Consider the following 20681-nt stretch of genomic DNA (forward strand, 5'->3'; position numbering starts at 1 on the left):
TCGCGCTCGTGCGCGGATAACGCTGTTCCGGCGACTATTTCCGCGCACGAGCGCGAAGCGCCTCCCCCAGGAACGCGATCGCCCGCTGGTAGGCGTCGAGCCGGTTCGGCAGCTTCGCCAGGCCGTGTCCCTCGTCCGGGTAGACGAGCAGCTCGCACGGCACCCCGCGCCCGCGCAGCGCCGCGGTGAGCTGCTCCGCCTCCGACAGCGGCACCCGCGGGTCGTTCGCTCCGTGGATCACCACGAGCGGCGCGCGGATGTCGTCGACCCGGGCCAGCGGTGAGGCCTCCTCCAGGAACGCCCGGTGCTGCTCCAGCGACCCGTACTCCCGTTCGCGGTGCGCGCGCCGGTAGCCCGACGTGTTCTCCAGGAACGTGACCAGACTCGACATCCCGACGATGTCCACCCCGGCCGCCCACCGCTGCGGCTGGAACGCGAGCCCGGCCAGCACCAGGTAGCCGCCGTAGGACGCCCCCCACAGCGCGGCGCGGGCCGGGTCGCACCCCAGCCCGGGCAACGCGTCGTGCAGCGCGGCCAGGTCGGCGACCGCGTCGAGCCGGCGCTCCACGTCGTCGGCGGAGTACCAGCGCTTGCCGTAGCCGGTGGAGCCGCGCACGTTCGGCACCAGCACGGTGTGCCCGGCGGCGATCAGCGCCTGCACGACCGGGCTGAAGCTGCGCACCGCCTGGCTCTCCGGTCCGCCGTGCAGCACGAGCACCGCGGAGCCGTCCGGGTCGGCGGGCCGGTAGACGAAGCAGGGGATCTGTTCGCCGTCGGGGGCCGGGATCCGGTGGCTCGTCGGGCGCACCAGCGTCGGGCCGCCCCAGGCCGCGGCGGAATGCGTCAGCACGCGGGCGGTGCCGTCGTCGAGATCGAGCAGGACGACGTCGCCCGGGGTCCCCGGCGCGGTGAACGACAGCGCCGCATACCGCGACCCCGGCGCGAGCACCGGCTCCGGCGCGGGCCGACTGATCACGCCCGCGCCGGGGAGCTCGACCTCGCCGCGCCGGGCGCCGCTGGCCGCGTCGTGCAGCACCAGCCGGTCCACCCCGTCCTCGGCGCGCAGCAGCAGCAACGTGCGGCCGTCGGGCGTCAGCAGCCCGGCGAGGTCGATGCCGTCGTCGGTGGCCAGCCAGCGCCGGCTGCCGTCGGCCGGATCGATGACCGCGATCCCCATCAGGTCCCGGTCGGCGTCGGTGCTCACCAGGATCTGCTCGCCCGACCATTGCGGGTGCTCGTAGCGGGCCGGGTCGGCGGCGTCGCTCAGCGCGCGCACCCGGTCGTCCTCGGTCGCGGGCATGGTGTCGACGACCAGTAGCTGGTCCGACATCGCGGGGACGCCGGGCACGGTCACCACCAGCCGGCGCGCCTCCGCGTCGACCGCGATCTGCCCGACGTAGCCGCCCCCGGCGTACACGGTCTCCTCCGCGCCGGTGGCCACGTTGCGCACCACCACGTCGAAGTCGACGCCGTTGCGCCGGTTCGTCGCATAGACGATCCGGCCGGGCAGCACCTCGAGCAGCCGGTTCTGGTAGCCGGGATCGGCGACGAGGGTGACGAGGCCGGCCAGCCCTGCGGGCTGCGCCGGCGGCGGGTCGAGGAGAAGCAGCGACAACCGGGTGCACTCGTCGCCACCCTGGTCGTGCTCGACGACGACGGCCCGCTCACCGGGCAGGTACCGGCCCCGGCACGCCCCGGGCAGCGCGGTCAGCTCCCTCGTCCGCCCGGCCGCGAGCTCGACCAGCTGCACGCTGCCCGTGGCATCGGATCCGGCCAGCACCCGCCCCTGGTCGTCGACGTCGAAGGCCCGCCAGGTCGGGAGCTCGAGCAACGCCGCCGTGATGTCCCCCATGCGTCGGCAGCCTGTCACAGCTCTCCCGGCCCGGCTCAGCGGCCGAGGAAGGCTTCGATCCCGGCCGCGATCGCGGCGGCATAGCGGGCCCGCCCGTCCGGGGACGACACGAGCGCGGCCTCCTGTGGGTTGCGCATGTTCGCGCACTCGACGAGCGCGGCCGGCCGGGTGGACAGGTTCAGCCCGGCGAGGTCCGGGCGCGGGGACAGGCCGTCGCGCCCGATGTAGTCCGACACCGGGAAGCCGGCGTCGCGGAGCCGGTCGCGCAGCGCGGCGGCCAGCGTGTGGGCCGGCCCGGACTGCGCGGCGTTCAGCGGCGGATCGGAGTAGGCGACATGGAATCCGTGGTTCGCGGGGGCCGAGCCGTCGGCGTGGATGGAGACGACGGCATCGGCGCCGTCCTTCGCGCCCGCGGCGCCACGCTCGTCCACGCACGGGCCGACACCGGTGTCGTCCGGCCGGGTGAGCGCGACCCGGATCCCGCGCTGGGTGAGCAGTGCTGAGACCCGCTGGGCGACATCCCAGTTGAAGGCGTGCTCGGAGTAGCCGGTATCGGTCGCGGTGCCGGTCGTGTTGCACGATTTGGTGCCGCCGCGGCCGTCGGGGACGGGCTGGTTGATGACCTGGGGGTTGCTCGCGTTGCCGCCGTTGTGCCCCGGGTCGAGCACGACGACCGGGGTCCGCGCCGCCGGTGCCGCCGCGGCGCCCGGCGCCGCGGGTCCGGCGGGGTCGGTGGCGGAGCGGGCGGCGTCGCTGGTCGCGGTGGCGGCGGTGAGCGCGGGCGTGACCGGCCCGCCCCCCACCCCGCCGGCGCAGCTGCCCAGGGTCGCGGCAAGGAAGAGGCCGGACAGCACAATCGGAACCGAGCGGCGCGGGGCGGACACAGCTGACAGCCTGACACGGCTACCCTGGCGGCCGTGCCGTCCACGCGCGAACACGCGTGAGAACCACCCAGGATCTGCGAGGAGAGCGCTGGTGCAACCGGGTCAGCCGGATATGGCAATGATTCTGCAGCAGGCGCAGAAGATGCAGGAGCAGCTGATGGCTGCGCAGGCCGAGCTGGCCGAGGCGGAGGTGATCGGCCAGGCCGGCAACGGTCTGGTGCAGGTGACCATGACCGCCACCGGCGACGTGCGCGGTATCCGGATCGATCCCCAGGTGGTCGACCCGGAGGACATCGAGACGTTGCAGGACCTGGTGGTCGGCGCCATCCACGACGCCACCCGGGCCGCGCAGCAGATGCAGGCCGAGAAGATGGGGCCGCTCGCCGGCGGCCTGGGCGACGCGGCCGGCGGACTGGGCCTGCCCGGCGTCTGACGTGTTCGAAGGACCGGTCCAGGACCTGATCGACGAGCTGGGCAGATTGCCCGGCGTGGGTCCCAAGAGCGCGCAGCGCATCGCCTTCCACCTGCTGGCCGCCGATCCCGCGGACGTCTCGCGTCTGCAGGACGTGCTGCAGCGGGTGAAGCAGGGGGTGCACTTCTGCGACGTGTGCGGCAACGTCGCGGAGAAGGAGCGCTGCCGGTTCTGCTCGGACGCCCGCCGCGACCCGACCGTCGTCTGCGTGGTCGAGGAACCCAAGGACGTACTGGCGGTCGAGCGGACCCGCGAGTTCAAGGGTCGCTATCACGTCCTGGGCGGGGCGCTGGATCCGCTGGCCGGCGTCGGCCCGGACGGGCTGCGGATCCGAGAGTTGCTGGCCCGGCTGGGCGGGACCGGCCCGGCCCCGGACGAGACCGAGATCGCCGAGGTCATCATCGCGACCGACCCCAACACCGAGGGCGAGGCGACGGCGACGTACCTGGTCCGGTTGCTGCGTGACTTCCCCGGGCTGTCGGTGACCCGGTTGGCGTCGGGGCTGCCGATGGGCGGCGATCTGGAGTTCGCCGACGAGCTCACCCTCGGCCGGGCGCTGTCGGGCCGGCGGGCGCTGTAGCGTCCGCGCGGTAAGTGGTGCTCCAGCACCGCGCTTGCCGCGCACGACCGTCCCGGCCTCAGACCTCCGGTGCGCTGCGCTGCAGGTCCGCGCGGCGGCGGAGCAGTTGGCAGCTCGGGCAGCCGCGGAACTCGGCGATGTTGAGCAGCTCCTGCTCCCACAGCCAGAGATCCCACTGCTTCGCCGCCAGGCGCTTGCGCTGCCCCTCGATGCGCTCGCCCGCGAGGATCTTCCCCAGGCCGACCGAGAGAACGACCAATACTACTAGACCCAATCCGATCGTCCAGTTCACGACGATCTCCTCCCGCAGGGGTGGCCTGGTGTGAGAGCTGAAACGCACCACCGTCGTCGGGACGGGTGGTGCCGCGGCCGCCGCGCCGGATCGCGCGGCCGCCTGGACCGCGTACCGGCCCCCCGCCGGCAGCTGCCCTGATCAGTCGTCCTCGTCGGCCCAGCTGTTACCGCCGCGGGGCCGGCCGTGGAGGTGCTGGCGCCGTTCCCACTCGTGCCGCCGCTCGGTGGCGGTCAAGCGCCGCTTCGGAGCGCTCGCTGCGTCCACGACTCCGACGGTCGCGGCGATCGCGACCAGGGTGGTGAAGCCCACCAGGATCACGGTGATCATGGCGACCACCTGCCGCGGCGGGCGGCGACGAGGGCGACCCGGCCGGCTCGGGAGGTGCGATTCGCCGAGTGTGTGCTGTCCATTGTGGAACTCCTTTCGTCGGGCCTCGGTCCGGCGGCCGCCGGGGGTCGAAGTTCCCGGTCACGACCGGGACGAGTGCGTCACCGCGGTGCGGCGGGTTCGCCGGGGCCGACCGTGCAGCTGGGAGAGCGGCGCGAGCCGGATCGTGATCACGGCGGCCTCCTCTCCCGTGTGGCTCCCCGGGCGGAGATGGTGCTGACCTCTGGGGTCCACCTGTGCTTAGATTGCCCCACGGGATCACACGATGCAATTGCATGGCGGTGGGATTGCACGGTGTACCTGTCTGGAGCAGCGGATCGATCGCACTCCGTAGTGGACAGCTCGGTGATCTCACCGCCCTGGTGACGGGGAGTTGCAATGGTCGCTGCACAGGGGCCGGCGGGCCCGAGGCGTCGCCTCGGTGCCGAGCTGCGTCGACTCCGCAGCAAGGCCGGGCTGAACCTGGAGGACGTCGCCGAGCAGTTGGACTGCTCGACGTCGAAGATCAGCCGGCTGGAGACGGGCAAGGGCATCCCCAAGCTGCCCGACATCCGCGAGCTGATCCGGATCTACGGGGTCAGCTCCGACACCGAACGCGACATGCTGTTGCGGCTGGTGAAGGACAGCCGGGAGCAGGGATGGTGGGAGCCCTACACCGAGGGTGTCCATCCCGAGCGGTTCGTGATGGACGCCCCGGCGCGCTACCCGGCACTGGAGACCGACGCGATCGCCGTGCGTTCCTTCGACATGGCCACCCTGCACGGCCTGCTGCAGACCCGCTCCTACGCCACCGCGGTGGTGAGTGCGGTGCTGCCGCACCACCAGCCGCGGGAGATCGAACAGCTCGTCGACCTGCGGATCCGCCGTCAGCAGGCGCTGTGCCGGGACCGGCCGCTGCAACTGTCCGTGGTGCTCGACGAGGCGGTACTGCAGCGGATGGTCGGCGGCCCCGCGGTGATGGCCGAGCAGTTGCAGGCCCTTGTGGACGTCAGCCGACTGTCCATGGTGTCCATCCAGGTGCTGCGTTTGGACGCGGGTTTGCATCGGGCGCACGCCGGGCAGTTCGTGATCCTTGAGTTCCCGGAGTTCGTCGGGCCGGACGTGGTCTATATCGAGGGCCACGCCGGTGATACGTACCTCGAGAACGAGTCCGACGTTGTGCTTTACAAGAACGTCTTCGCCGACGTGGCGGACCGCGCGCTCGACCCCGAGGAGTCGCGGCGGCTGATCGGCTTCTACCTGCGGAAATACGCTCCCCCGGGAAAGGTTGCACCGTGATCGAGTTCAAGGTCAGCAGCTACTGCAGCATCGGCAGCTGCGTGGAGGTCGGCGTCCTGCCGGGAGGCGGCGTCGCGGTGCGCGACAGCAAGAACCGGGAGCAGGGCCCGTTGGTGTTCACCTCCGAGGAGTGGGCGGCCTTCGTCGCCGGTGTGAAGAACGGCGAGTTCGACCCCGCCTGAGTGCTCGTACGGGCGGCACGGATCGTCCGTCCTCAATAGAGCCGGAAGTAAGGCCGGCGCGTTCTCGAATCGTCCGAAGTGCTCACGCTCGGTGAACTTGAGCTGGATTTGAGCAACCCGTAGCTCAACCGTGACGTAAAGGCCTACCCATCAGTAGGCAATCTCATTACCGTCTGCGGTCACCCGACGCACACGACGACCTCGAGGTGCCCGCATGCCCACCACCCGACGTCTGCTCGCCGCCATAGCCGCCGGCGCGCTCACGCTCTCCCTCGCCGCCTGCGCCCAATCCGGCCGCGACGCGTCCGGGGGAGCCGGCGCGGCCGGCGGGACGATGGTCTTCGGCGCCGCGGGCGCCCCGAAGAACTTCGACCCCGTCTTCAACGACGACGGCGAGAGCTTCCGCCCCATCCGGCAGATGTTCGACACGCTGATCACCTACAAGCCGGGCAGCACCGAGCTCGCCCCGGGCCTGGCGACCACGTGGAAGAGCAGCCCCGACGGCAAGGTCTGGACGTTCACGTTGCGCGAGGGCGTGAAGTTCCACGACGGCACCCCGCTCGACGGCGCGGCGGTCTGCGCCAACTTCGACCGCTGGTACAACATGTCCGGCGCCGCGGCGCAGAGCCAGATGATCTACTACGGCGACGTTTTCGAGGGCTTCGCCAAGAACGAGGGCGACGCCACCGGCAAGCCGGTCTACAACAAGTGCGAGGCGCCGGACGCGCGGACCGCGGTCGTCACGCTCAACAAGTACAAGGGCGCCTTCCCCGCTGCGTTCGGCCTGACCTCGCTGTCGATCTCCAGCCCGACGGCGATGACGAAGTACAACGCGGACCAGGTCACTCAGAGCGGCGACTCGTTCAGCTACAGCGACTACGCGAACCTGCACCCGACGGGCACCGGGGCGTTCAAGTTCGAGAGCTACGACAAGGCGAACGGCACCGTCACCCTCGTCCGCAACGACGACTACTGGGGTGAGAAGGCCAAGCTCGACAAGCTGATCTTCCGCGTCATCCCGGACGAGAACGCGCGCAAGCAGGAACTCGCCGCCGGCACCATCGACGGCTACGACCTGCCCTCGCCCGCCGACTACGCCGCGCTGAAGTCCGACGGTCAGAACGTCCTGGTCCGCCCGCCGTTCAACATCCTCTACCTGGGCATCAACGAGAAGAACAACCCGGCGCTGAAGGACCTGCGGGTCCGCCAGGCCATCGCCTACGCGATCAACCGCGACGCGCTGGTGAGGAACAAGCTGCCCGAGGGCGCCCAGGTGGCGACCCAGTTCATGCCGAGCACGGTGGCCGGCTACGCCGCAGACGTCCAGCAGTACCCCTACGACCCGCAGAAGGCCGAGGCCCTGCTGGCCCAGGCCGGCGCGTCGAACCTGACGCTGAACTTCTACTACCCGACCGAGGTCACCCGGCCCTACATGCCGAACCCGGCGGACCTGTTCTCGGTCCTCGCCGAGGACCTCAAGCAGGTCGGCATCACCATCAACCCGGTGCCGCGGCCGTGGAACGGCGGGTACAAGGACGACGTCCAGAAGGCCGGCAAGCAGGATCTGCACCTGCTCGGCTGGACCGGTGACTACAACGACGCCGGCAACTTCGTCGGCACCTTCTTCGGGCGGGAGAAGGCGGAGTTCGGGTTCACCGACGCGTCGCTGTTCAACGAGATCGCCGCAGCCGACGCCACCCCGGACCCTGCGGCCCACGCGGCCGCCTACCAGCAGGTGAACCGGGACATCATGGCCAAGTACCTGCCGGCCATCCCGATCAGCACCTCGCCGCCGGCGATCGTCGTCCGGTCGAACATCTCCGGCCTGATCGCCTCGCCGCTGACCGACGAGCGCTTCAACACGGTCAGCAAGACCCAGGGCTGACCCGTTCCCTGCAGCGTGGCGGCGCCGCCGGGATGCGGCGCCGCCACCGCCTGCAGGTCGAAGGAGAACGATGCTGCGCTTCGTCGTGCGCCGGCTGCTCCAGGTCGTGCCCACGCTGCTCGTGCTGTCGGTCCTGGTGTTCGCCTGGCTGCGGGCACTGCCGGGCGGCCCGGCAGCGGCCCTGCTCGGCGACAAGGCCACCCCGGAGAAGATCGCGTCGCTGAACGCGGTCCTGGGCCTGGACCAGCCGATCCCCGTCCAGTACCTGAAGTTCCTCGGCCGGGCCGTCACCGGCGACTTCGGCACCTCTCTGATCACCGGCGACTCCGTGCTCGCCGAGATCGGCCGCGCGCTGCCGGCCACCGTCGAGCTGTCCGTGGCCGCGCTGCTCATCGCGGTGGTGCTCGGCATTCCGCTGGGCTACCTCGCGGCCCGCCACCGGGGCCGTCCGCTCGACACCCTGACCGTGATCGGGACCCTGGTCGGCGTCGCGGTCCCGGTGTTCTTCCTCGGCTACCTGCTCAAGCAGGTCTTCGCCGTCGACCTCGGCTGGTTCCCGCCGTCGGGTCGGATCAGCGTCGGCCTGGACGCCACCCAGGTCACCGGCTTCGCCGTGCTCGACGGCATCCTCACCCGCGAGTTCGACGCCGGCCTCGACGCCTTATGGCACCTGGTGCTCCCGGCCATCGCGCTGGCGACGATCCCGCTCGCGGTCATCGTCCGGATCACCCGGGCCTCGGTGCTCGACGTGCTCGGCTCCGACTTCGTGCGCACCGCCAACTCCAAGGGCCTCGCGCCGGGCACCGTCCGCGGCCGGCACGTGCTGCGCAACGCGCTGCTGCCGGTGTCGACGACGATCGGGCTGCAGACCGGGCTGTTGCTGGCCGGCGCGGTGCTGACCGAGAAGGTGTTCGTCTGGGGTGGTCTCGGCACCCTGCTCGCGCAGGGCATCGAACGCCGCGACTACCCGCGGTTGCAGGCGATCGTGCTGCTCGCCGCGTTCGTGTACGTGATCGTGAACCTGCTCGTCGACCTGTCCTACGCGCTGATCGACCCCCGGGTGAGGTTGCGGTGACCACGACATGGGCGCAGCGGCGCCGGCAACGCGTCGACGACCTCGCCGCGGGCGGCGGACGCAGCCTCGGCGCGGAGGCGTGGCGGCGGCTGCGCCGCGACCCGGTGGCGATCACCGGCGCCGCGATCGTCGCGGTGTTCGTGGTGGTGGCGCTGTTCGCGCCGCTCCTCGCCCCGCACGACGCCGGGGAGAGCTTCGAGCAGCTGCGCGCCGACCTGCGTCCGGACTCGATCCCCGGCGCGCAGCCCGGCTTCCCGCTGGGCAGCGACCAGAACGGCCGGGACTTCTTCTCCCGGATGATCCTGGCCTCCCGGCAGACGCTGTTCGTCGGGGTCTTCGCGACGCTCGTCGGGCTCGCGATCGGCCTGGTGATCGGAGCGCTGGCCGGGGCACTCGGCGGCTGGGTGGACACCCTGCTCATGCGGGGCACCGACGTGCTGCTCGCGATCCCGTCGCTGCTGCTGGCGATCTCGATCGCCGCGCTGGCCGCGAAGCCCAGCCAGACCACGGTCATCATCGCGGTGGCCATCGTCAGCGTGCCGATCTTCGCCCGGCTGCTGCGCGGCGCGATGCTCGCCCAGCGGGAGAGCGACCACGTGCTGGCCGCCACTGCACTGGGGGTGCGCCGACGCGCGATCGTGCTGCGGCACATGCTGCCCAACGCGCTGGGGCCGGTGATCGTGCAGGCGACGCTGACCTTGGCCACCTCGATCCTCGACGCCGCCGCGCTGTCCTTCCTGGGCCTGGGCGACGGCGACCCCGCCCGTGCCGAATGGGGGCTCATGCTGGCGAACGCACAGGCCTATCTCGACGTCCGTCCCGCGCTCGCGTTCTACCCGGCGATCGCGATCATCCTGGTGGCCCTGGGTTTCACGCTGCTGGGTGAGTCGCTGCGCGAGGCGCTCGACCCGAAGGGCCGCCGATGAGTCGCTTGCCGAGCTCGAGAAGAGCGCACCGATGATCGCTGTGGGCGTACGTGCCGACCGGGCGGTGGCACCGCCACTGCTGGAGGTGCGCGACCTGAGTGTCGCGTTCACCCGGCGTGGCGAGCCGGATGCCGTCGCGGTCGACGGGATCAGCTTCGACGTGGCCCCCGGCGAGGTCGTCGGCCTGGTGGGGGAGTCGGGCTGCGGGAAGTCGGTCACCTCGTTGGCGATCATGCGGCTGCTGCCCGAACGCGGGAACCGGGTCACCGGGGAGGTCCGGTTGGACGGTACCGACCTGCTCACGCTGTCCGCCGCGGCCATGCGTGGGCGCCGCGGCCGGGATCTGAGCATGGTCTTCCAGGACCCGTTGTCCTCGCTGAACCCGGTGGTGCCGATCGGGGTGCAGGTCACCGAGGTGCTGCGCCGGCACCGTGGAATGCGGAAGGAGCCGGCGCGCCGGGAGGCCGCGGAGCTGCTGGACAGGGTCGGCATCTCCGACGCCCGGCGCCGGCTCGATTCCTACCCGCATCAGATGTCCGGGGGGATGCGCCAGCGTGCGCTGATCGCGATCGCGCTGGCCTGCCGGCCGCGGCTGTTGATCGCCGACGAGCCGACCACCGCACTGGACGTCACCATCCAGGCGCAGATCCTCGGCCTGCTCGCCGAGCTGGTCGCGGAGACCGGCACCGCGCTGATCATGATCACGCACGACCTCGGCGTCGTCGCCGGGCTGTGCGACACGGTCAACGTCCTCTACGGCGGGCGGATCGTCGAGCGGGCCCAGCGGCACCGGCTCTTCGCCACACCGCGCCACCCCTACACCCACGGCCTGCTGCGCTCGATCCCGCGGCTGGACTCCCCACCCGGGGAGGAACTGCCCGCGATCCGCGGCTCGGTCAACGACAACCTGCCGTGGGCGGATGCGTGCGCGTTCGCACCGCGCTGCCCGCGGGCCGTCGAGACGTGCGAGGAGCGCACGCCGCCCTCCGACGTGGTGGGCGGGCGGTTGTTGCGCTGCCACAACCCCGTTCCCGCGAATGCGGAGTGATCCCGTGAGCGAACCACTCATCGAGGTCGACGACCTCGCCGTGCACTTCCCGATGAAGCGGGGAGTGATCCTGGACCGCACCGTCGGGCACGTCTACGCCGTCGACGGCGTCTCGCTGACCATCGGGCGCGGGGAGACCTACGGGCTGGTCGGCGAGTCCGGCTGCGGCAAGTCCACGCTGGGCCGGGCCATCCTGCGCCTGGTCGATCCGACGCGGGGCAGCGTGCGGTTCGACGGCACCGACGTCGCCGGGCTGCGCGGGGAGGCGCTGCGCCGGATGCGGCGGCGCTTCCAGATGGTGTTCCAGGACCCGCTGTCCAGCCTGGACCCGCGCCAGTCGGTGGAGTCGCTGCTCACCGAGGGGCTGCGGGCGCACGGGCTGAGCAAGGGCGCCGACGCCGACCGGGCCCGGCTGCACGAGCTGATCGACGCCGTCGGGCTGCCGTCCGGGGCGCTGCGCCGCTACCCGCACGAGTTCTCCGGCGGCCAGCGCCAGCGGATCGGCATCGCCCGCGCGCTGTGCGTCGAACCGGACCTGATCGTGGCCGACGAGCCGGTGTCCGCGCTCGACGTCTCGGTGCAGGCGCAGGTGCTCAACCTGCTCGGCCGGCTGCAGTCCGAACTCGGCCTGACCTACCTGGTGATCGCCCACGACCTGGCCGTGGTCCGCCACGTCAGTGACCGGGTCGGGGTGATGTATCTGGGCGGCATCGTCGAGGAGGCGCCGTCGCCGGACCTCTACGCCGACCCGCAACACCCGTACACCCGGGCGCTGCTGTCGGCGGTGCCGGTGCCCGACCCGGAGCTGGAGGACCGCCGCGAGCGGATCCTGCTCACCGGGGACCTGCCCTCACCGGCGGCTCCGCCTTCGGGCTGCCGGTTCCACACCGCTGCCCGTGGCGTCAGCCCGACCGCTGCGCCGACGAGCGGCCGCAGCTACGGGTGATCACGGGTGCCGATCCCGGGCACCGGGTGGCCTGTCACCACGCCGAGGCGATCCGCGACGGTCGGATCCAGCCTCACCGGGTCGAGCCCCTCCCGGTCGGCGAGGAGGATCCGCCGGCCCCCGGCCTGCCGCCGGAGCAGCCGGGATCGGTCACCGAGCTCCTGGGCCGCTGACGACGGCGGGTTCGCGCGGTTCGTCCGACGGTTTGACGCGGTCGGCGCCGCGCCGCGCGAGCATCCCGACCACCACCGCGCCCGGGATCGCCACGAGCAGCCCGGTCAGCGGGTTGCCGGTGAGCGCGCCCCCGACGTAGCCGAGGGTCATGAACGTGGCCGACCACAGAGCCGCGCCGCATGCCGAGGCGAGCACGACGCCACGCAGGCGCATCCGCAGCGCGCCGGTGAGGATCGTCGCGGTCACCACCCCGAAGGGCACGAAGTAGGCGGGCGCGATCACGGCGGATCCGGTGCGCAGCATCCGGGCCTCGATCCAGTCGATCGCGCGTGCCCCGCCCTTGTACCGGCGCAGCCGGCGCAACAGGGCGGGCCCGGCGAGGCGGCCCAGGCCGTACTTCGCGAGGTCGCTGACGAAGGACCCGGCCGTCGCCGCGACGACCGCGAGCCCCAGGATGAGCGGACCGGACGCGGAGTAGGCGCCCGCGACGATCACCATCGGCTCGGCCGGCGCGAACGGCACGCACGTCCAGAACAGCACCATCAGGTAGGCGGCGATCGGAGTCACCGGTAACGACACGGTCACGACAGTAACCGCCGCGGGGTGAACGGACGGCAAGGCCGATCCGGTGTGCCGCCCGACGGACGGTTGATCCCGTGCATCCATCGGCGGAACCGGACCGCCCGGATGACGCAGTATCAGCCACGCCGCTGCACCGCTCCTCACAGCAGGCGAGGAAAGGTCCCCCATGACTGTTTCGGCTTCGGCTAGTTTGACCGCGACCGCGACCGGCGCGGTCGCGACGACACTGGGCGGGCTCGGTGCAGCAGAGCGAGGTGGCGGAGGCCGTCCGGCGGGCGGCAGCCGGCGACCGGGGGGCGTGGGACGCGCTGGTCGAGAGCTTCAGCGGGATGATGTGGTCGGTCGCCACCGGCCATCGGCTGGGCCCGGCCGACGCCGCCGAGGTCGTGCAGACGACATGGCTGCGGCTACTGGAGAACCTCGACCGGATCCGGGAACCCGAACGGGTCGGTGGCTGGCTGGCCACGACGGCCCGGCGGGAGGCGTTGCGGCTGCTGGCGCACCGGGCCCGCGAACTGCCGGCCCACGACGAGGTCCGGCTGGACCGGGAGCAGGCCGGCACCCCGACCCCCGAGGACGTGTTCCTCGGCGGCGAACGCGACCGGCTGGTGAGCGAGGCGTTCGCCCGGCTCCCCGACAGGTGCCGGCAGCTGCTGCAACTCGTGGTCGTGGTCTCCCCGCCCTACGCGGAGGTGGCTGCGGCACTGGACATGCCGATCGGCAGCATCGGCCCGACCCGGGCACGGTGCCTGGAGCGGCTGCGCCGGCTGCTCGCGACCACGGACCCGGCCGTCGACGTGCGCGGCGCCGGAGGGCGGTGAGGTGGCTGAGATGTCCGAGATGACCGGCAGCTCCGATCCCGACGACGCCCTCATCCGTGAGCTCGGCGTCGCACTCGGCTGGCGGACGTCCCCGCCACGCGAGGTGGTCGAGGCGGCCAAGGAGTCGTTCACCTGGCGGACGGTCGACGCGGAACTCGCGGCCCTCGGGTACGACTCGCTGCTCGACGACGGGCCCGCGCTGGCCCGCGCCGCCGATCAGCCGCGGATCCTGGCGTTCGAGGCCGACGCGCTGTCCGTCGAGGTGGAGATCGATCAGACGCCCGGCGCGCGCCGGATGCTGGGCCAACTGGTGCCGGCACAGGCGGCGGAGCTCGAGCTGCGCTCGCCGTCGGCGGGGCCGGTCCGCGGGACGGCCGACGATCTGGGCCGCTTCGCCCTGCCGTTGCCCGGCGGCCGCGGGCCCGTCAGCCTGCGCTGCCGCCTCGCGGACGGCCGCACGGTCCACACCTCCTGGCTGACCCTCTGACCTTCTCCCCCCGACAACGCCATCGGGGTGGCTCTGCTGACGCTCAGTGCCGGCAGAGCCACCCCGATGCGGGCGGCCGGGGTGGGTTAGGTGCCGGGGAGGATCCGGACGGCCAGGCCCCAGCCCGGGATGGGCGTCCCGGCCTTGAGCAGCAGCGCCAGCGCCTCCCGTGGCGTGACGCCCTGGTTGTGGCAGATCCGCGCCACCCCGCCGGCGATCTGCGGGGCGGCGAACGAGGTACCGGTCCAGGTCGCCCACGCGTCGCGGCCGAACGTGTCCGGGTGCGGATCCTGGATCAGGTCCCCGTCCTCCGCGCCCCTCACGTAGGTCGACACGACGCCCTGCCCGACGGCCGAGCAGGTCACCCAGTCCCCCCGGCTCGACCACGCCGCGGGATTGCCGTCGGGGTCGAGGCCCGCGACCGCGACGACGTTCGGGAAGTGCGGGCCCGGCCCGCCCGGCCCGGCGAAGGCCGCCGGCCAGATCGGGCGGTCGTCACCGCAGTTCCCCGCCGCGCACACGATGAGCACATCGGGATGGTCCGTGGCGATCCGTTCGACGGCCTCGAGCAGCGGCAGCGGCGGTCGTCCGTCGACGGTCTCGGTGCCCAGCGAGAGGTTGAGGATCGTCGCGCCCGCGTCGACGGCCTGCAGCATCTGCGCGGCCACCTGCTGCGCGGTGCCGATCCCGTCGGTGTCCATGGCGCGGCGGATGTCCAGCGTCGCGGTCGGAGCGACCTGGGCGATCACGCCGGCCGCGAAGGTGCCGTGCCCGGCGCCGGCGTCGAGGAAGGAGTCGCCCGGCGGCGGCAGGACGTCGAGGAGGTCCTCGTTCGCGCCGCCGGGGTCGAGCAGCCCGTTCAGGTAGCCGTCGCCGCGCTCCTCGTCGCTGATCCCGGTGTCGATGACCGCGACCCGGGGCGGGGCGCCCACCATCGGGTAGGTGACCGCCGGGAACGGACGACCGCCGGCCGAGGGCTCCGGGCCGCCCTCGCCCTTCATCACCGGGCCGAGCGGGGTGATGTGGTCCGGCCCCACCGGCACACCGCGCATCCGCAGCTCGGCGACGCGAGCGAACGTGCCGCTGCCGCCTGCCGCATCGGTGCGCGGCCGGCCGGCGCGGACGGTGAAGACCTCGATCCCCGGCACGGCCGCTCGTCCGTGTCCGTTCGAGGGAAGCCCGAACTCGGCGAGCACCCTGCGGTGATCGTCGGTGAGGTCGCGGGTGCGGGCGACGATCCGGCCGGCCGCGACGAGCATGAGCGTGCCGGCGTCGGCGGCCGTCTCGATCTGCACGGCGTCCGGGACGCCTGCCCGGCGAAACTGCAGCGCAGCCACGCGCTCCCGCCAGTAGCCGAGGTCGGTGCGCAGCCGCACCAGGCTCGCGGCCTGCTTGTCGACTTCGGCGCGTTCGGCGGCGCGGGTCCGCTCGTCGCGGGGATCGGGATAGTCGTCGCCGAAGGGCGTTCCGGGCGCGTTCTCGGTCATCGGTCTCTCCTCCTCGACGCACCGCTCCATCGTGGTCAGAATCCTGCGGTGGACGGCGTCACGACGGAAGAGCCGAACGGCGGCCTGCTGATACGTGCGATCGCCGCGTACGACGGCGTGCTCGGCGACCCCCGGCGGTTCGGCCCGGTGGCGCTCGACGTCGCCGCCGCCGCCCGCCGGGCCGGGGACGCCGAGGCGCTGGTCGTGGCGTTGCGCGCCGCTGCGTGGGCCGACCGGTCCCGGATGGCGAACCTGCGGGCGTTGCGGCTGCTCGACGAGGCGGCCGGGCTCGCACGCCGCTCCCGGTTGCTCCGGCGGCACGGCGAGGTCCTGGTGACCCGGGCCGCGGTCAACCTGGAGCTCGGACGGGTGGGGGCCGCCATGCGCGACCTCGACCGAGCGGCCGGTCTCGTCGACTCCGCGACCGTCCCGGATCTCGACCTCAAGCGCGCCGCGCTACTGCACAATCTGGGCCGGCTCGGTGCCGCAGCGGAGGTCTACCGGCGGATCCTCGACGGCGACGGCGCGAGCGTCGACATCCGCACGCGGGCGGCCAACAACCTGGCCCTGCTCGAGGCGGTGGGCGGTCGCACGCGGGACTCGCTGCGGCACATCGACCTCGCGCTCGAGTTGGCCGGGCAGGTCGGGCCGGCGTTCCGGGCCGTCGTCGCGCACAGCCGGGGCCTCGTGCTCGCCCACGCCGGGCGGCTGGCCGAGAGCCTGGAGCAGTTCGACGAGGCGGCCGGCCTGATGGTGGACGCGGACCTGCCGCTCGGCGAGGCGTACATCGAGCACGCCGAGACCCTCGCGGCGCTGCGGGTGCTTCCCGAGGCGCGCGAGCTGTCGGTGCGGGCCGCCCGCGAGCTCGAGGCCCACGACGTGCCGCTGATGGCGGCGGAGGCCCGGCTCAAGGTGGCCGAGGTCGCGCTGCTGGCCGGCGACCACGAGGCCGCTCTCGTGGAGGCCGAGCAGGCCGTCACCGGCTTCCGCCGGCAGCGCCGGACGGGATGGGTCGCCCTGGCCACGGTGGTGGCGACCGAGGCCGGGCTGCGCGCCGGGACGGCCGACGAACGGCGTCTCGATCAGGTCCGCCGAGCCGCCGACGTGTTGCGGCGCAACGGCAATCTGTCCGGCGCCGTCGCGGCGGATCTCGCGGTCGGCACGGTGGGCCGCGCCCTCGGCCGCACGGCGTTGGCCCGCCGCCGCCTGCGCGCGGCCCACCAGGACTCTCGGCGCGGGCCGGTGCTGGTCCGGTTGCGCGGCCGGCTGGCCGCAGCACTCGCCGGGCAGATCGACGGGGACGACCGGTCCACACTGGCCCACTGCCGGGCCGGGCTCGACGACCTGGCCCGGCACCGGGCCGCGCTGGCCTCGATGGAGCTGCGCGCACTCGCGTCCGGGCACGGCGTGGAGCTCGGCCACCTCGGACTGCAGGTGCTGCTGCGGTCGGGCTCGCCGCTGCGGGTGCTCGACTGGACCGAGCGCACCCGGGCGGCGGCGCTGCTCACCGCGGCGCCGCCCGCCCCGGAGGCGGTGCAGGAGGAGCGGGCGGCACTCGCCGCGGTGTACGCCGAGCTGGCGGAGGCCCGGCGGGAGACCGGGGCCGAGCCGGCCGAGCTGCTGGCCCGGCAGACCGCGATCGAAGCCCGGATCCGGCGGGCGACCTGGCACGGCCGGGTGCCGGAGGCCGCTCCCGGGGCGCGGCGCCCGGCGCACGAGATCCGCGCGCTGCTCGACGGCGGCGCCCTGGTGTCCTTCACCCGGGCCGGCGACGACCTGGTCGCGGTGGTCCTGGACGGCCGGCGTAGCACGCTGGTGGCCCTCGGGCCCCTCGCGCCGCTGCACTTCGAGGCCGACGCCCTGCTGTTCGCGCTGCGCCGGTTGACCCGCCGGGGCCCGGGGCCCGCGCTGCACAGCGCCCGGGTCAGCGCGGAGCACGCGCTGGCCCGGCTGTCGGAGACGCTGGTCCGCCCGCTCGGCGTGGACCCCGACGCCCCGCTGGTCGTCGTGCCGACGGCGGACACCCACCGGATCCCCTGGTCGGCGCTGCACCAGGGCCCGGTCGTCGTCGCCCCGTCGGCGTCGGTGTGGGCCGAGACGAGGATCCGGGCGACGGCCCGACGGCAGCAGCGGGTCGTCCTGGTCGCCGGCCCCGGCCTGCCGGGCGCCGAACACGAGGTGGCCGCCGTCGCGGACTGCTACCCCGCACCCGCCGTCCTCGTCCCCCCGGACGCCACGGTGTCGGCCACCGCCGACGCACTCGCGGCCGCCGACCTCGCGCACCTGGCCTGCCACGGGCACCTCCGTACCGACAACCCCACGTTCTCCGCGCTCGCGCTGGCCGACGGGCTGCTCACCGTGCACGAGCTGGATCTGCGCGGGATCGCACCGCACCGGATCGTGCTGGCCGCGTGCGATTCGGCGGCCGACGTCAGCTACGCCGGGGACGAGCTGCTCGGTTTCGCCGCCGCGTTGCTCGCCCGGGGCACGGCCGGGCTGGTGGCGAGTGTCGTCGCGGTCGGGGACCGGGAGGCGGTCGGGCTCATGCGGGCGCTGCACGAGCGGCTGGCGGCGGGACGCGGCATGGCCGAGGCGCTGCACGCCGCGCGGGCCACGGTCGACCGGGCCGACCCGCGCGGGTTCGTCAACTGGTGCTCGTTCACCGCGTACGGGGCGGGCTGATCGGGGCCGGTGTCGTCCGTTGGCCGCATCGTTGCGCACGAGCCGCCACGATGGGGTATCCACGGAGCCATGGACGAGCAGGTGCTGACCGCGACGCGACGGTCGCTGCACGGGATCGCGGAGCTGTTGCTGGCCGGCTCGCAGTACCGCGAGCACGGCACCATCCGGCTGCGCGTCACCCCTGGCGGGTTCGGGCAGGTCGCCGGCCGGTTGCGGGTGGAGGGCACCGATCTGGTGTGGGACGACGGCTCGGGAGGCCGCGCCCCGCTGCGGGGCAGCTGCCGGGACCTCGGGAAGGTCGCCGGCGTCGAAGCGGGGGCGCCGGAGGGCCTGTACTCGGACCACTCCGGCGTCGAACCCGACGACGAGCTCGCCGTCGACCCGGCCGCGGCGGAGCTGGTCGCCGAGTGGTTCGCGGCCGGGGACCACGCGCTGCGGAACTTCGTCCCCGGCTGCGAACCTGTGCTCTGGCCCGAGCACTTCGATCTCGGCGTTCAGCTCGACGAGATCAACTACGGGGTCTCCGCGGGCGACCCGGTCTACTCCTGGCCCTATGCCTACGTCGCGCCGTGGGTGAAGTGCCGCGGCCCCTTCTGGAACGCGCCGTTCGGCGCGATCCGCCGGTATGACGAGGTCCCGGCAGGCCCACTCGCGACGTCCGCCGTCATGGCGTTCTTCGTCGAGGGCCGCAAGATGGCCTGACGGCCTCGCGCGCGGTAAGTGGTGCCGGAGCACCACTTACCGCGAACGGGTGCGTCAGCGCATCGCGCGGTTGACCGCGGAGACGACGGCCTTGAGCGAGGCGCTCACGATCGAGCCGTTCACCCCGACGCCCCACAGGACGGTGTCCTCGACGGCGCACTCGACGTAGGCCGCGGCGCGGGCGTCGTCGCCGGCCGACATCGCGTGCTCGTGGTAGTCGAGCACCCGGACGTCGAAGCCGATCCCGGCCAGCGCGTCGACGAAAGCCGCTATCGGGCCGTTGCCGCTGCCGGTGATCTCGTGGATGTCGTTCTCCACCCGGACGGTGGCGACGATCTCGTCGGTGCCCTCTCCGTCGCTGGTCAGCCGGTGCCGGATCAGCTTCAGCGGGGTGACGCGGTCCAGGTACTCGTTGTCGAAGGCGTCGCGCATCTCCTTCGGGGAGACCTCGCCGCCCTCGGAGTCGGTGACCTGCTGGATGACCTTGGAGAACTCCATCTGCAGCCGCCGCGGCAGGTCGAGCTGGTGCTCGGCCTTCATGATGTAGGCGACACCGCCCTTGCCGGACTGCGAGTTCACCCGGATCACGGCCTCGTAGGTGCGGCCGATGTCCTTCGGGTCGACCGGCAGGTACGGGACCTCCCAGCGGTGGTCGTCGACCTCGACGCCGGCCTCGGCGGCGTCGGCCTTCATCGCGTCGAAGCCCTTGTTGATCGCGTCCTGGTGGCTGCCGGAGAACGCGGTATAGACCAGGTCGCCGCCCCACGGGTGCCGTTCGTGGACGGGCAGCTGGTTGCAGTACTCGACGGTCCGGCGGATCTCGTCGATGTCGGAGAAGTCGATCTGCGGGTCGATGCCCTGGGTGAACAGGTTCATCCCCAGCGTCACCAGGTCGACGTTGCCGGTGCGCTCACCGTTGCCGAACAGGCAGCCCTCGATGCGGTCGGCCCCGGCCTGGTAGCCCAGCTCGGCGGCGGCCACGCCGGTGCCGCGGTCGTTGTGCGGGTGCAGGGACAGCACGATCCCGTCGCGCCGGGCCAGGTTGCGGTGCATCCACTCGATGGAGTCCGCGTAGACGTTCGGGGTGGCCATCTCGACCGTCGCCGGCAGGTTGACGATCATCGGCGACTCCGGCGTGGGCTGCCAGATCTCGCTGACGGCATTGCAGACGTCGACGGCGTACTGCAGCTCGGTGCCGGTGTAGGACTCGGGTGAGTACTCGAAGCGCCAGTCGGTGTCCGGGTACTTCTCGCTGAACCGCAGCACCTCCTCGGCGCCGTCGGTGGCGATCTTGGCGATGCCCCCGCGGTCGGACCGGAAGACGACCCGGCGCTGCAGGATCGACGTCGAGTTGTAGAGGTGGACGATCGCCCGCGGCGCGCCCTCGCAGGCCTCGTAGGTGCGCTCGATCAGCTCCGGGCGAGCCTGGGTCAGTACCTGGATGGTGACGTCGTCGGGGATCGCGTCGCCCTCGATGATCTCGCGGACGAAGTCGAAGTCGGTCTGGCTGGCCGCCGGGAAGCCGACCTCGATCTCCTTGTAGCCCATGCGGACGAGCAGGTCGAACATGCGGCGCTTGCGGGCCGGGCTCATCGGGTCGATCAGTGCCTGGTTGCCGTCACGCAGGTCGACCGCACACCACAGCGGGGCCTTGGTGATCCGCTTGTCCGGCCAGGTGCGGTCGGGCAGGGATACCGGTTCGACCATCTCGTGGAACGGGCGGTAGCGGTGGAACGGCAGATGCGAGCCACGCTGCGGGTTCCAGGCCGGCTGATCCTCCGGAGCCGGTCGGGACGGCGTGCGCAGGCGGCCGGCGGAGGACGAGATGAAGGCGTCGGGCGAAGTGGTCATCGCGGAGATGCTCCTGAAGAGGGTTGGCCGGTTCGTCGAGGAGGGACGTGACCGGCGCAAGCGCCAACCCGCGACGAGGGGCCGG

Annotated in this window: 19 protein-coding genes and 1 pseudogene; 13 read left to right on the plus strand and 7 right to left on the minus strand. The window is 72.7% G+C overall.

Features of this window, described 5'->3' with window-relative positions; genetic code table 11:
* Positions 1 to 34 precede the first annotated feature (34 nt).
* Both HF526_RS30445 and HF526_RS30450 read right to left on the minus strand, forming a co-directional pair.
* Positions 35 to 1852 (minus strand): S9 family peptidase, encoded by a 1818-nt coding sequence (locus HF526_RS30445; RefSeq protein ID WP_169385043.1) that lies wholly within the window; start codon positions 1850 to 1852, stop codon positions 35 to 37.
* Between the two features lie 35 nt (positions 1853 to 1887).
* Positions 1888 to 2736 (minus strand): N-acetylmuramoyl-L-alanine amidase, encoded by an 849-nt coding sequence (locus HF526_RS30450; protein ID WP_169385044.1) that lies wholly within the window; start codon positions 2734 to 2736, stop codon positions 1888 to 1890.
* Between the two features lie 112 nt (positions 2737 to 2848).
* Between HF526_RS30450 and HF526_RS30455 the strand changes: the two genes are divergently transcribed.
* Positions 2849 to 3169 carry a YbaB/EbfC family nucleoid-associated protein gene (locus HF526_RS30455; RefSeq protein ID WP_169385045.1) on the plus strand — a complete coding sequence of 107 codons (321 nt, stop codon included), beginning with the start codon at positions 2849 to 2851 and terminating at the stop codon, positions 3167 to 3169.
* 1 nt (position 3170) lies between these two features.
* Positions 3171 to 3788 carry a recombination mediator RecR gene (gene recR, locus HF526_RS30460; RefSeq protein ID WP_169385046.1) on the plus strand — a complete coding sequence of 206 codons (618 nt, stop codon included), beginning with the start codon at positions 3171 to 3173 and terminating at the stop codon, positions 3786 to 3788.
* 58 nt (positions 3789 to 3846) lie between these two features.
* Here recR and HF526_RS30465 read toward each other — a convergent pair whose 3' ends face one another.
* Together HF526_RS30465 and HF526_RS30470 are read right to left on the minus strand one after the other, a co-directional pair.
* Entirely contained in the window at positions 3847 to 4080 is a 234-nt protein-coding gene (locus HF526_RS30465; protein WP_169385047.1) for a hypothetical protein, read from the minus strand.
* Positions 4081 to 4221: 141 nt separating this feature from the next.
* Positions 4222 to 4410 (minus strand): hypothetical protein, encoded by a 189-nt coding sequence (locus HF526_RS30470; protein WP_169385048.1) that lies wholly within the window; start codon positions 4408 to 4410, stop codon positions 4222 to 4224.
* 438 nt (positions 4411 to 4848) lie between these two features.
* Between HF526_RS30470 and HF526_RS30475 the strand changes: the two genes are divergently transcribed.
* From HF526_RS30475 to HF526_RS30505, 7 genes and pseudogenes are all read left to right on the plus strand, one after another.
* Positions 4849 to 5748 carry a helix-turn-helix domain-containing protein gene (locus HF526_RS30475; protein WP_169385049.1) on the plus strand — a complete coding sequence of 300 codons (900 nt, stop codon included), beginning with the start codon at positions 4849 to 4851 and terminating at the stop codon, positions 5746 to 5748.
* On the plus strand, positions 5745 to 5930 hold the full coding sequence (locus tag HF526_RS30480) for a DUF397 domain-containing protein (RefSeq protein WP_169385050.1): 186 nt from the start codon (positions 5745 to 5747) through the stop codon (positions 5928 to 5930). The genes HF526_RS30475 and HF526_RS30480 overlap by 4 nt, the downstream gene beginning before the upstream one ends.
* Before the next feature lie 214 nt (positions 5931 to 6144).
* Complete coding sequence (locus HF526_RS30485) at positions 6145 to 7815, plus strand: ABC transporter substrate-binding protein (protein ID WP_169385051.1); 1671 nt, start codon at positions 6145 to 6147, stop codon at positions 7813 to 7815.
* A 70-nt stretch (positions 7816 to 7885) separates the two neighbouring features.
* Entirely contained in the window at positions 7886 to 8890 is a 1005-nt protein-coding gene (locus HF526_RS35900; protein WP_169385052.1) for an ABC transporter permease, read from the plus strand.
* Positions 8887 to 9816 carry an ABC transporter permease subunit gene (locus HF526_RS30495; RefSeq protein WP_169385053.1) on the plus strand — a complete coding sequence of 310 codons (930 nt, stop codon included), beginning with the start codon at positions 8887 to 8889 and terminating at the stop codon, positions 9814 to 9816. The genes HF526_RS35900 and HF526_RS30495 overlap by 4 nt, the downstream gene beginning before the upstream one ends.
* 31 nt (positions 9817 to 9847) lie before the next feature.
* Positions 9848 to 10864: an ABC transporter ATP-binding protein gene (locus tag HF526_RS30500; protein WP_169385054.1), complete on the plus strand. Its 1017-nt coding sequence runs from the start codon at positions 9848 to 9850 to the stop codon at positions 10862 to 10864.
* A pseudogene (locus tag HF526_RS30505) lies at positions 10854 to 11983 on the plus strand (ABC transporter ATP-binding protein). Before HF526_RS30500 ends, HF526_RS30505 begins: the two are co-directional and overlap by 11 nt.
* Here the strand turns inward: HF526_RS30505 and HF526_RS30510 are convergent.
* Positions 11961 to 12563, minus strand: a complete 603-nt coding sequence (locus tag HF526_RS30510; protein WP_169385055.1) for a VTT domain-containing protein — start codon at positions 12561 to 12563, stop codon at positions 11961 to 11963. The pseudogene HF526_RS30505 and the gene HF526_RS30510 sit on opposite strands and share 23 nt — an antisense overlap.
* A 242-nt stretch (positions 12564 to 12805) precedes the next feature.
* On the opposite strand from HF526_RS30510, the gene HF526_RS30515 reads away from it, so the two are divergent.
* Positions 12806 to 13387, plus strand: coding sequence for a sigma-70 family RNA polymerase sigma factor (locus HF526_RS30515; protein ID WP_169385056.1), 582 nt, complete (start codon positions 12806 to 12808; stop codon positions 13385 to 13387).
* A gap of 10 nt (positions 13388 to 13397) precedes the next feature.
* Positions 13398 to 13874 (plus strand): hypothetical protein, encoded by a 477-nt coding sequence (locus HF526_RS30520; protein ID WP_169385057.1) that lies wholly within the window; start codon positions 13398 to 13400, stop codon positions 13872 to 13874.
* Positions 13875 to 13960: 86 nt separating this feature from the next.
* On the opposite strand, the gene HF526_RS30525 is transcribed toward HF526_RS30520, so the two are convergent.
* Positions 13961 to 15361, minus strand: a complete 1401-nt coding sequence (locus HF526_RS30525) for a S8/S53 family peptidase (RefSeq protein WP_169385058.1) — start codon at positions 15359 to 15361, stop codon at positions 13961 to 13963.
* A gap of 48 nt (positions 15362 to 15409) precedes the next feature.
* Between HF526_RS30525 and HF526_RS37170 the strand changes: the two genes are divergently transcribed.
* Positions 15410 to 18043 (plus strand): CHAT domain-containing protein, encoded by a 2634-nt coding sequence (locus HF526_RS37170; protein WP_169385059.1) that lies wholly within the window; start codon positions 15410 to 15412, stop codon positions 18041 to 18043.
* A 69-nt stretch (positions 18044 to 18112) separates the two neighbouring features.
* Positions 18113 to 18745, plus strand: coding sequence for a hypothetical protein (locus HF526_RS30535; protein WP_169385060.1), 633 nt, complete (start codon positions 18113 to 18115; stop codon positions 18743 to 18745).
* A gap of 54 nt (positions 18746 to 18799) precedes the next feature.
* Here the strand turns inward: HF526_RS30535 and leuA are convergent, their stop codons facing one another.
* The gene (gene leuA, locus HF526_RS30540; protein WP_169385061.1) at positions 18800 to 20596 is read right to left on the minus strand and encodes a 2-isopropylmalate synthase; all 1797 of its coding nucleotides are present in this window, start codon (positions 20594 to 20596) and stop codon (positions 18800 to 18802) included.
* Positions 20597 to 20681 lie beyond the last annotated feature (85 nt).

This window comes from Pseudonocardia acidicola, from assembly GCF_012911935.1.
Taxonomy (GTDB): domain Bacteria; phylum Actinomycetota; class Actinomycetes; order Mycobacteriales; family Pseudonocardiaceae; genus Pseudonocardia; species Pseudonocardia acidicola.